The 11,970-nt window shown below is 39.2% G+C and carries 8 protein-coding genes; 7 read left to right on the plus strand and 1 reads right to left on the minus strand.

Annotated features, from left to right (window positions below; genetic code table 11):
* The first annotated feature begins 5 nt into the window (after positions 1-5).
* The 7 genes from ACIQXR_RS08665 (at position 6) to rhaS (ending at position 9,633) form a co-directional block, all read left to right on the plus strand.
* The gene (locus tag ACIQXR_RS08665) at positions 6-1,037 is read left to right on the plus strand and encodes an autoinducer 2 ABC transporter substrate-binding protein (protein WP_402867839.1); all 1,032 of its coding nucleotides are present in this window, start codon (positions 6-8) and stop codon (positions 1,035-1,037) included.
* On the plus strand, positions 997-2,859 hold the full coding sequence (locus tag ACIQXR_RS08670; RefSeq protein ID WP_403079833.1) for a sensor histidine kinase: 1,863 nt from the start codon (positions 997-999) through the stop codon (positions 2,857-2,859). Before ACIQXR_RS08665 ends, ACIQXR_RS08670 begins: the two co-directional genes overlap by 41 nt.
* Complete coding sequence (locus tag ACIQXR_RS08675) at positions 2,843-4,492, plus strand: response regulator transcription factor (protein ID WP_402867841.1); 1,650 nt, start codon at positions 2,843-2,845, stop codon at positions 4,490-4,492. The genes ACIQXR_RS08670 and ACIQXR_RS08675 overlap by 17 nt, the downstream gene beginning before the upstream one ends.
* A gap of 429 nt (positions 4,493-4,921) precedes the next feature.
* Positions 4,922-6,430 carry a sugar ABC transporter ATP-binding protein gene (locus ACIQXR_RS08680; RefSeq protein WP_402867842.1) on the plus strand — a complete coding sequence of 503 codons (1,509 nt, stop codon included), beginning with the start codon at positions 4,922-4,924 and terminating at the stop codon, positions 6,428-6,430.
* A gap of 30 nt (positions 6,431-6,460) precedes the next feature.
* On the plus strand, positions 6,461-7,498 hold the full coding sequence (locus ACIQXR_RS08685; RefSeq protein ID WP_402867843.1) for an ABC transporter permease: 1,038 nt from the start codon (positions 6,461-6,463) through the stop codon (positions 7,496-7,498).
* A gap of 4 nt (positions 7,499-7,502) precedes the next feature.
* Positions 7,503-8,540, plus strand: a complete 1,038-nt coding sequence (locus ACIQXR_RS08690) for an ABC transporter permease (RefSeq protein ID WP_402867844.1) — start codon at positions 7,503-7,505, stop codon at positions 8,538-8,540.
* A gap of 55 nt (positions 8,541-8,595) precedes the next feature.
* Positions 8,596-9,633 carry a rhamnose ABC transporter substrate-binding protein gene (rhaS, locus tag ACIQXR_RS08695; RefSeq protein ID WP_402867845.1) on the plus strand — a complete coding sequence of 346 codons (1,038 nt, stop codon included), beginning with the start codon at positions 8,596-8,598 and terminating at the stop codon, positions 9,631-9,633.
* A gap of 133 nt (positions 9,634-9,766) precedes the next feature.
* Here the strand turns inward: rhaS and ACIQXR_RS08700 are convergent, their stop codons facing one another.
* Positions 9,767-11,836, minus strand: coding sequence for a bifunctional aldolase/short-chain dehydrogenase (locus ACIQXR_RS08700; RefSeq protein WP_402867846.1), 2,070 nt, complete (start codon positions 11,834-11,836; stop codon positions 9,767-9,769).
* Positions 11,837-11,970 lie beyond the last annotated feature (134 nt).

Consider the following 11,970-nt stretch of genomic DNA (forward strand, 5'->3'; position numbering starts at 1 on the left):
TGAAAATGAGAAGAGTCATAATACTATCCATTATACTGATTGTAAGCGCTTGCTCTAATCATGATGAGAATGATTACAGAATTATTTATAAACAAGATTCGAATCCTAACGAAATGATTGGCAAACACGACGAGAAGCAGGCTACCATTGCCATTATCCCTAAAGTCATAAATATTCCTTATTTTAATGCAGTTAAAGAAGGAGTGAATGAGGCAGCAAAGGCATTGGATGTTCATGTTATTTATGAAGGACCGGTCATAGCGGATGCCAATCAGCAAATTGCCATCATAGAAAAGATGATTGCCAAAAGAGTCGATGTAATTGCTGTGTCAGCGAATGATCCGGTCAGGCTGATTCCTGTTTTGAAAAAGGCAAGGAAGCAATCTATTAAAGTGATAACATGGGATGCTGATACTAATTCTGAAGGGAGGGAGTATTTCATCAATATGGTGAATCCTGAAACATTAGGGAGGCATCTGATGGATATACTCGCGTGGAATACGGGGGAAAGTGGAGAATTCGCCATCATGACAGGAGCTTACACGGCTTCCAACCTAAATGAGTGGTTGAAATGGATCCAAACACAACTGGATGAATATTATCCGAATATGAATTTAGTCGAGATTGTGGCTACGGATGATGACCCTCATAAAGCTTATATGCAAGCTAAGGAATTACTTCGCAATTATCCCCGTTTAAAAGGGATAATCGGAAACTCTTCTGTTGGTCCTCCCGCAGCAGCTCAAGCAGTGAAGGAGTTAAAGAAAATCGGGAAAGTGTCTGTAGTAGGTCTCTCTTCCCCGAATTCCATGAATGATTATTTAAAAGAAGGATCGGCACAAATGATCACCTTATGGAGCCCTAAGAAATTAGGATACTTGACTGTGGCTATTGCCAACAATCTTAATGAAGGGATTTATCCATATGATAAACAAGAGATAGTTGGTGTCGGTAAAATACAGCTATTGGGGGAAATGGTCATTATGGGGGAACCGATTGATTTTACGAAGGAAAATGTGGATCAATATGATTTTTAAAAAACACATGTTTAAAAACCTACGTCTTCGTAATAAACTGATTGTCTCCTATATACTTTTGACGGTAATCCCGATGGCTTCATTGGGGTTCATAGCCTATAGCCAATATACGAAATCAATAGAAGAGGAAGTGGGGAGCTACCTTCCAAGAATCCTTGAACAGGCAACAGAGAATATTAATAAAGAAGTTCAGGATATGAAACAACTTCCTGACCTTATCTATAATTCGAATCAAGTAATGGAAGTACTAAAAAAGGATACCCTCCAAAATAAATCATCCATCCTAAAGGATGAATTTTTGGTCAATAACTATTTATCCCAGACATATATAAACGGTGGCAGTCAGGATATTCTTGGCGTATTTTTATTATCGAAAAATAGATTGTTCGACCAAACGAAAATGCCGTTTAAGAACTTCGAATATGCAAATTACTCCTTCCCATATGGTCAAGACCTAGATTTACAAGGAAAAGACATATTAATCTTACCACATGAGACATCCCTTCAATTCGAAGGAAACCCTCCTTATATTTTAGTCATGAAACAATTGATAGACTATGATAATCGCAAAAATTTAGGGACCATTTTTATCGCGGTAGAAATGACGTCTTTAGCAACCATTTTAGATAAGATGGACGCTGAACATCAATCCAAGAGGTGGATTATGGATGACAAAGGACGGATCATCTATCACTCAGATGTAGAGTTAATTTCCACAACCCTCCCAGAGTTTAAGAATTATCCTTCGATTAATGGTAGTTTTAGGACATTGAATGAGCAAGAGAACAAGTTAATTAGCATCTATAAATCCAAAGAGACTGATTGGATAGTAGGTTATAGCATTACGATGGGATATTTAACTGAAAGAACCGATAGCGTTCGCAATGGTACCATCATAGTTTTCGTTGTCTTCATTCTCATTAGTGCCCTTGTATCCATCCTTTTGGCATGGAACGTTTCAAGTCCCTTACATCAACTAACAAAATTAATGAAGAAAGTTGAAAAAGGGGACTTCGATGTTGATTTACCCATTCAGACCAAAGATGAAGTAGGGATATTGGCCAAAAGTTTCAATTCAATGATTTGGAAAATTAAAGATTTGATAAGAAAGAATTACCAGATAGAAATTCGCCAGAAAGAAGCCCAGTTACATGCCCTTCAAACACAGATTAATCCTCACTTTATGTACAATACACTCGAAACGATTGGTATGTCGGTAGAAGAGGGAGACAATGACGAGGCGGTACAAATGGTGACAATCCTTGGTCAAATGTTGCGCTACTCACTAAATAACAAGGAAAAGTTGGTCCCTATTACACAAGAAATCTTACAAATAAACAGATACTTGACTCTACAGAAATACCGATATGAAGAACGTCTTTTCTTTACCATTCACTCTGATGTACAAACAGACCATTTCTTCATCCTTAAATTTGTCTTTCAGCCCATTGTGGAAAATGCCATTAAGTATGGAGTCGAACAGGGTAAGCCTGTTCACATCGACATACATATAACCCATTATGACCATGAAGGGGAAGATGCGATTTCAATTACAATCAAGGATGATGGACCGGGAATTAAAGACGAAGTCCTCCAGTTGTTGCTGAACTCTTTATTATCGGACCCTATGGCAAATCGTGATGCACAATTTGGAATAATCAATGTCCACGGCAGAATAAAGCTAACTTTCGGTGATGGTTTTGGTCTTAAAATGGTTAGTGCATATGGCAAGGGCACGGAAGTGAATATCATCATTCCAAAAATCACTTCATCTCACCTGTTTCAGAAAGGAGAAGTTGATGATTATGAAAAGAAAGATTAAGACAATCATAGTGGAAGATGAAAACAGGATTCGCAGGGGAATCGAAAGGTTAGTCACCTCTTGTGGAGATGAATGGGAGGTTATAGGGAGTTACACGAACGGTCGGGAAGCCTTAGATACGGTTACATCTTTAAATCTTGTATTTGATCTTTTGATTACGGATATAAAGATGCCTTTGATGGATGGAATGACGCTTATCAAGGAAATGAAAAAGCTCACATCCTTTGAGTCCATTGTCATTAGTGGTTTTGAAGACTTTCAGTATTTACAAGCCGCCCTACGTGAAGGGGTGACAGATTATTTAATTAAGCCTATCGACCGGGAGGAATATCGCAAACGTCTGAAAGTCATACAAAAAAAGATAGAGAGTAAGGATAAACAACAGCTCCTATTAGGAGAAAGTACAGAAAACACAGAGAAATTGTTGCATGCCCAACAGCTTTATAAGCTGAATAATGCCATTTGGCAGAAGGATACAGACCTTTCCAGGCTGGATTGGGTGAATGATTTCCCTGAGGGGAACTATATCCTTTCCTATCTAAGCATTGATCATTTTTTAACCAAGACTAGAGAGCTTGAGAAAGGAGAAGGGGATACGTGGATTTTTGCTATGGAGAACATCACCGATGAATGGGTAGGGCAGTTTTTCAAAGAGGAAAACATGGAGCATTGGCTATGTAGCGGGGACCATTCTTCATTTTGGTTTTTAGTCTATCGTCCATTGGAAAGTACAGATGATATAACCTTGTTGCATTATCAATGCATAAAAGAACTTCAAGCGAAGATTAGTCTAAACACACCATTCACCATGTCGGTTGCTATGAGTCCTATTTTTGACGATTTATCACTCCTGCAAAGTAAAAGGGATGAATTAATTAATGCCATCCAGCTACGCTTAATCTACGGGGGTAACCAAATTTTTCAATTTCCCTTAATGACTTCGGTGGTTTCCGAAAAAAAAGAAAAGCAAGAAGGTAAACATCTTGAGTTTACTATTAATAAATATATAAAGACATTGACTGGTTATAACTTTATTCAAGCAAGAAAATATCTCATGGATTTCTTCAAAGAATTGAAGGAATTAGAGACTCCCGAGGCAATTAATTATGGGATTGGACAGCTTGCTATTCAGATCATGCATCTATTAATGACAAAGGGGTATAACTTTCAAAAGGATCCATGGATGAAAAAAATCATGGAGTTAACCCAAAAGGCTGCAGACTTAGCAGAACTGGAATATGAAGTAACAAACTGGATGAATGAAGTGATTGATATCCTATCCATTATCCAAAAAAAACAAAAGCAACAGTCGAATCAAATTGATGCGGCTAAAAGGTGGATCAATAAAAATCTAGACCAAAGTATCACGATTGAAAAGATAGCCAAACAGGTTTATATGAATTCAACATACTTTAGCGAATATTTTAAGAGTCAGACAGGGGAAACAGTTCTAGATTATGTGACAAGGGTCAGGATTGAAAAAGCAAAAGAGTTGTTAGTGACGACCAATTTTAAAATATATGATATTTCTCATATGGTCGGTTATAACGATACCAAATACTTCAGTAAGCTATTTAAAAAATATTATGGGGAAGTGCCCTCTAAATACAAATCATCCAATCTTAACTTTTGAATTATGGTCTTATAATTAGGCAGCGGCTTTTAGGGCGCTGCCATGTTTTATTGGAATCATTCACTTCAGGTAGGATTCTGATTGCCTTTCCCACTTTCGAGTAACTTCCCGCAATCATCCATCTCCCCTATCAAGGAAATAATCACCCATGCTTTCTGAGCCCATTAGTTTAAAATGCCTGCTTTTTAAGTAAGGAACCTGGGTGGGATGGATGTGACGTTATACCTGGAAATAATCAGGGTGAAAATAAATTATCAGAAAATAATCCCCCTATTCCGAAAGATATCTCCTTTTAACATTTTCTGTTTTTCTTTATGCTGAATGTAAGCGCATACTTTAGGTCTAGAATGAAGAATGAGGAAGGATAACTTTATAACTAATTGCTGCTAATTATAAAGAAAGTCTAACAGGCAGGAAGGTGTGGGTCAGATGTCTGAATATGTTTTGGAGTTAAAAGGAATCACAAAAAAATTCCCGGGGGTTACGGCCCTCGACCAGGTAGAATTCAAATTAAAACCTGGCGAGATTCATGCACTAATGGGTGAGAATGGAGCGGGAAAATCAACATTCATTAAAGTGATAACAGGTGTACACGCTCCTGATGAAGGAGAAATACTTTTAAATGGAAAAAGAATAGATTTCTCAAATCCAAGAGAAGCTCAAGCTGCTGGGATTGCAGCGATATATCAGCATGTTACTAATTATCCGGATTTATCCGTGACAGAAAACATCTTCATGGGGCATGAAAAAATACGAAAGGGAACCCGGAGATTACTTTGGAAAGAGATGCATATTGAAGCAAAGAAGATTCTAGAACAATTGGGATCCAACATCGATCCGAAAATGGAAATGAGTGCGTTGAGTGTAGCGCAGCAACAAATCGTAGAAATCGCAAAAGCTATTTCCACCGAAGCAAAAATCATTATTATGGATGAACCCACCGCAGCCTTAACAGCAAGGGAAAGTGAAGAATTGTATAAAATTACGGAAAGTCTACGAGATCAAGGAAGCTCCATCGTTTTTATTTCCCATCGGTTTGAGGATATGTACCGTTTGGCTAGTCAAGTAACTGTTTTCAGGGATTCGAAATATATCGGCTCATGGAAGGTTGATGAAATATCTAACGAAGATTTAATTGTAGCGATGGTGGGAAGGAAGATTACTCAAGTATTCCCAATGAAGACAGCGGTAATTCAGGAAGAGGTTTTTCGTGTGGAGGCACTTGGGAAAATCGGCTACTTTGCAGATATTTCATTTTCAGTTCATAAAGGCGAGATACTTGGCTTGACGGGTCTGGTTGGAGCAGGTCGTACCGAAGTGTGTCAGTCGCTCTTTGGAATTGAAGCGTTTGACACAGGAAAGGTCTTTCTGAAGCAAAGTGAAATTACCATTCAAAACCCGAAGGATGCTATGAAACTAGGAATTGGTTATCTTCCTGAGGATAGACAATTACAAGGGCTTGTTCTCGATTGGGAAATCGGGAAAAATATCACCCTTCCTGCATTAACAAGCCTCTCCAAGAATGGTTGGTTAGATGAAAAAAAGGAAGCAGAGGTCGCCAAAAGTCTAGCCGAAAAGGTACATGTAAAAGCGAATAGCATTTTCGACCTAGCAAGTTCGCTATCAGGCGGAAATCAACAAAAAGTAGCGGTTGCAAAATTATTAACAGCCAATCTGGATATCATTATTCTCGATGAGCCGACCAAAGGAGTAGATGTGGGAGCTAAATCGGCTATCTATGACATCATTAATGACTTGGCCGGTCAAGGGTATGCCATTATCCTTGTTTCATCTGAAATGCCTGAAGTCCTAGGGATGTGTGATCGAATTGTAGTCATGAAAGAGGGAAGGATGACAAGAATCCTAGATAAAGAGGAGGCTACACAAGAGGTGATCCTTGAAGCGGCTATGGGTGGTCAAACATCCAGCGTAAGATGATGATTATTAATAAGAAAAGAGGTGAGAAACATGCAAAATACGGTAGCCCGACAAACTGACAGTGGTCCACGATTGAATGAGAAGAAATCATTCCTTGCCAATTTATCCAAATTCCGCGAATTAGGATTGCTGGGTTTCATTTTAGTCATTTCCGTTGTCGTTCAATTGAGGAATTCAAGCTTTCTCACGATAGAGAATATTACGGATATGCTCACCAATACAGCGATTTTAAGTATCTTGGCGGTAGGAATGATGCTTGTGTTGGTAACACGGGGGATTGACTTATCAATAGGAGCTACACTGGCGTTGTCAGGAATGGTCGTGGCACAGGTTGTTAGTCATAATCCAGAATTGAATCCTCTTCTTGCTATCGTATTAGGAATTGTCATCGGGATCTTTTGTGGTGGAATCATTGGAAGTTTAATATCAGCGTTTGGAATTCTTCCTATTATTGCGACACTGGCAGCAATGTATATTTTTAGGGGATTGACGTTTACCATAAGTGACGGTAAATGGATCAGCTCTTATCAAATGTCAGAAAGCTTTTTAATGATCGGTACGGGTTCCTTCTTAGGAATCAGGTATTTGGTCGTGATTGCACTAATCATTTATGCAGTCGCCTATTACTTTATTAATCATACTCGAACAGGCAGGCAAATTTACGCGGTTGGGAGTAATCCTGATTCGGCAAAGGTCAGTGGTATCAGTGAAACCAAAATCCTTCTTTTAGTTTATTCGGTAATGGGGGGATTGGCTGGTCTTTCAGGTGTTTTATGGGTATCAAAATTTGCCTCCGCTCAAGGAGATACGGCATCTGGTTATGAATTGAGTGTCATTGCAGCCTGTATATTAGGTGGTGTCAGCATTGCAGGTGGTTCGGGTAAACTTTCAGGCGTTATCCTTGGTGCCATTCTATTAGGAATTCTTGATAATGCACTACCACTCCTTAATGTTTCGCCTTTTTGGCAAACAGGAATTGAAGGGTTTATTATCCTCTTTGCAGTCATCGTAAATACTCTTGTTAAGAGAAGTGTGGAGCGAAATAATCTCTTAAGGAGGAAAATATAGACCTATGGAGCAAAAAACGATAGTAAATGATGGATCTATTAAAAGAGAGATTTTAAATAAAAAGACATTTTCTCTGAAAAGCTTTTTTTTACAGTGGGAATGGTTGCTCATCTTCATTCTTTTGCTGGTTTTAGTCATCAATACAATCATCTCGCCATTCTTTTTGACGGGAGCTAGCCTGAGAGATGGGACCATGATTTTCTTGGATAAAGCATTTATGGTATTCCCGATGGCCCTAGTGATCATTCTTCGAGATATTGATATCTCGGTAGGTTCAACTGTTGCACTATCTTCCGTTGTAATGGGCATTCTTTTCAACAACATGGGGCTTTCAATGGAATTAGCGATTGTTGCATGTTTACTAGTAGGAGCATTATGTGGGTTTATTAACGGACTGTTAATTGTGAAATTCAAAGAGTTATCAGCCGTCATCGTCACACTCAGTACGATGATCTTATATCGGGGGATTGCTTATATCTTCTTGGAAAATCAAGCAGTGGGGAATTTCCCAGAGTGGTATGGTTTTCTTGGTTGGGGCTACGTCTTAGGAATTCCTTTCATCCTCATCATGTTTATTGTCTTGGCTATCGGTTTTGGTTTGTTGCTTCACAAAACTACATTTGGCCGGCAAATCTATGCAATTGGAAATAATCCTGTGGCCAGTCGATATTCTGGTGTGAAAATCGACAAAATCAAAATAATTGTATTCACTTTGACAGGGTTGATGGCTGGTATTACGGCACTCTTTTTATCTTCAAGAATGGGAAGCACGAGGCCTAACATAGCATCGGGATATGAGCTGGAAGTCATTGCGATGGTAGCTCTCGGTGGCATAAGTACAGCAGGCGGAAAAGGAAGAATGCTAGGCCCCGTTATCGCGGTGTTTATTATTGGATATCTACAATATGGGCTAGGGTTAATCAATATTTCATCCCAAACTCTAATGATCATTATCGGTTTATTACTAATATTCTCAGTCTCTGTCACGAGACTCGATGTTAAAAAGTATAAAATCGGTAAAAAGAAAAGTAAGGCTAATTAGGATACATTACAGGATTTAACTGTATGTAAATAAAAAGAAAAAGGGGAATGAAAACATGAAAAAAATAGCTGGTTCTCTACTTTCCATTATTTTGTTTATATCGATTGTGGCTGGGTGCAGTCAATCGAGTCCAGAAACAAGTACGACATCGAGTAAAAAGGACTCCAATACTCACGCTTTCATATTTAAAAACACAGGTAATCCATACGGCGAGAAAATGATGGAAGGATTCGAAAAAGCCATGAAAGAGAAAGGTGGAGAAGTTATTCTCCGTTCGCCTGATCAACCGACTGCGGAAGGGCAAATTCAAATCATTGAACAGCTTATTACGCAGAAGGTAAGTACGATTACGGTAGCGGGAAATGATGTTGATGCCCTTCAGCCTGTATTATCAAAAGCGATGAAGCAGGGGATTAAGGTATTATCTGTGGATTCAGCGGTCAATTCAAAAAGCCGCATGGTTCACGTAAATCAAGCGAATCCTGAACGGATAGGACAGGTACAAATCGAAGCGGTTTCTGAAATGATTGATGGCAAGGGAGAGATTGCCATTCTAAGCGCTACATCCCAAGCAACGAATCAAAATACATGGATTGAATATATGAAAAAAGAATTGGAAAAACCAGAATATAAAGATATAAAACTTGTGAAAGTCGCCTATGGAGATGACCTTCGTGATAAAAGCGTTTCTGAAACGGAAGCCCTTTTAAAGTCCTATCCGAATCTTAAAGCAATCATTGCACCGACTACTGTTGGTATTGCCGCCGCTGGTAAAGTATTAACGGATAAAGGTCTAGCGGGTAAAGTGAAGTTAACAGGACTGGGACTTCCGAGTGAGATGGCTTCCTATATTGAAAATGGCGTTTCACCATGGATGTATCTCTGGAATCCGATAGATGTTGGGTATGTAGCAGGATTTACGGCCATTGCCTTAGATGAAAAGAAAATCAAAGGTGAAGTTGGGGAAAAATTCGAATCAGGGGATCTTGGAGAACTGGAAATCGTCGAAGATGGTGATGGAACTCAAGTCATGCTAGGTGACCCATTCAAATTCGACAAAGAAAATATCGGGGAATGGAAAGATGTCTATTAATCATTAAAAATAGTGACTAGCCAATTTGGTTAGTCACTTTTAATATGTATGCAATATATAAAGTAACAGCCTTACCCAAGTGAATGGGCAAGGCCGTTTTTCATAGAATATGAGAATTCAAGATGACTCCTTATTATCTCGTGAAAGCGGCCGGGACCCCGCCATCGACGGTTATCATGCAACCTGTTGTTTTCTCTGCCTTAGATGACGCAAAGAATGTGATGGATTCCGCAATATCCTTTGGATAGATATTTACTAGTAATGTTGTGCGTTTACGATAATGGTCTTCTAATTGATCAGGGTCAATACCGTAGGCAGAAGCTCGATCTTCACGCCATCTTGAACCCCAAATCGCAGATCCCTGTAGTACAGCGTCAGGCAGTACGGAGTTTACGCGAATGCCGAACTCTCCACCTTCCGCAGCTATACACCGTGCTAGATGAGTTTCTAATGCTTTAACTGAACTATAAGCAGCGCTATTTTTACCAGCGTATACTGAGTTTTTCGATCCAACGAAGACCATGTTTCCACCAATGCCTTGTTGTTTCATTTGCTTGAATGCTTCACGGGCAACGAGGAAATATCCTGTACCTAAAACATTCATATTCAAGTTCCATTCGTTTAATGTTGTTTCATCAATTGGACTGGAAGTGGCAAGTCCCGCGTTGTTAACGATTATATCTACACCGCCGAAGCTAAGGGCCGTTTGGGTAAATGCTTCACGAACTTCTTCTTCTATTGTTACGTCCATTTTTAATGCAATTGCACGATTGGCACCATAGGTTGAATTAATTTCTGCAGCTATTTTCTCTGCGCCCTCCAAGTTAAGGTCCGCCACTACAACATGTGCGCCTTCTGATACGAATTGGCGGCATGTTTCACTTCCAATACCTCCAGCTCCGCCAGTAACGAAAGCAACTTTGCGTGAGAACTCGGCTTCAGCAGGAGCTAAAGAAAGCTTATATAATTCTAATGGCCAGTATTCGACATTATACGATTCATTTTCACTTAAAGAAACGAATTTTCCAAGTGCCGTTGTGCCTTTCATGACTGATATGGCGCGATGATATAAAGCCCCACTTACACGAGAATTAGAGACATCTTTACCTGTATTGATCATGCCGATTCCTGGAATTAAGATGACGCGTGGTGCAGGTTCGACCATCGTATCACCTTCATGTTTGTTCCTTTGGAAATAAGCCCTGTATTCTTCTTTATAGTTTTCGATGCCAGTTTTAATCGAATCCGCTAAATTTTTGACATCTTTGGATTCAGGGTTCCACTCGATGAATAATGGAACACGTTTCGTATGTACAAGGTGATCCGGGCAAGCTGCACCGATTTGAGATATGCTTGCGGCATCATGACTATTTACGAATTGAAGGACATCATCACTACGGTCAAAAGTTAAGAGCATTTTTTTCTCGTCACTGACTGCTCCACGAATAACAGGCATGATGGTAGACAAGATCTCATTTGCATCATCTTCGGAAAGAGATTGAAATTTCCGGCCACCAAATACTGAAGCACTATCTATTTTTTTTTGAATGTATTGTTCAGCTTCATTAATAATTGCTATAGTTTGGGCATAGCTTGCTTCAGAAGTATCTCCCCATGTTACCAAACCATGTTTCTCCATTAACACCAGTTCAGCTTGAGGATTGTTTTTGACACCTTCGGCAATCATTTTAGATAAAGCGAATCCTGGGCGCACATAAGGAACCCAAACGAATCGTTCGCCAAAAATTTCTTTGGCGATTTCTTTTCCATTATCAGCGCAACATATGCTGATGATTGAATCGGGATGCGTATGGTCCACATGCTTGAAAGGTAAAAATGCATGAAGAAGTGTTTCGATTGATGCTCTTGGATGTTTGCTATCAATCATACAATGAGACAAATATTCAACCATCTCTTCATCGGGCATTTCGTCACGTTCAATCAATGGGTGAATATCTTCTAAACGTAATCCTGTGAAATTCTTCTTTTCCATTGTTGCTAGGTCAGATCCGCTTCCTTTGACCCACATAACTTCAACATCACGCCCGCGGAAATCTTGTATGGTTGTTTTGGTGGAAGTGTTGCCACCGCCCCAGTTGCATACGGCACGATCCGAACCTATTAAGTTCGAACGATATACTAGTTCTTCTACGCCACTAAGATTTTGTTCGGCTTTTTTAGAATTCCATAAATTTTTTACCATTGAATTCCCTCCGGTTTCATTTATCTTCTTTATTTATATTTGTTTAATTCTGAATTCATTATAATATATCTTTGTTTATTTTTGAATAGGGTTTTTGAATTTTATTGTATATGTTTGAATTAAGTTCCATATGC

It is taken from the genome of Peribacillus sp. NPDC097224 (assembly GCF_044761985.1).
Lineage (GTDB): Bacteria > Bacillota > Bacilli > Bacillales > DSM-1321 > Peribacillus.

Excerpts from the sequence above, each read along its gene's own strand:
- ACIQXR_RS08665 (WP_402867839.1), top strand. The coding sequence starts at position 6 with ATGAGAAGAGTCATAATACTATCCATTATACTGATTGTAAGCGCTTGC.
- ACIQXR_RS08675 (WP_402867841.1), top strand. The coding sequence starts at position 2,843 with ATGAAAAGAAAGATTAAGACAATCATAGTGGAAGATGAAAACAGGATT.
- ACIQXR_RS08680 (WP_402867842.1), top strand. The coding sequence starts at position 4,922 with ATGTCTGAATATGTTTTGGAGTTAAAAGGAATCACAAAAAAATTCCCG.
- ACIQXR_RS08685 (WP_402867843.1), top strand. The coding sequence starts at position 6,461 with ATGCAAAATACGGTAGCCCGACAAACTGACAGTGGTCCACGATTGAAT.
- ACIQXR_RS08690 (WP_402867844.1), top strand. The coding sequence starts at position 7,503 with ATGGAGCAAAAAACGATAGTAAATGATGGATCTATTAAAAGAGAGATT.
- rhaS (WP_402867845.1), top strand. The coding sequence starts at position 8,596 with ATGAAAAAAATAGCTGGTTCTCTACTTTCCATTATTTTGTTTATATCG.
- ACIQXR_RS08700 (WP_402867846.1), bottom strand. The coding sequence starts at position 11,836 with ATGGTAAAAAATTTATGGAATTCTAAAAAAGCCGAACAAAATCTTAGT.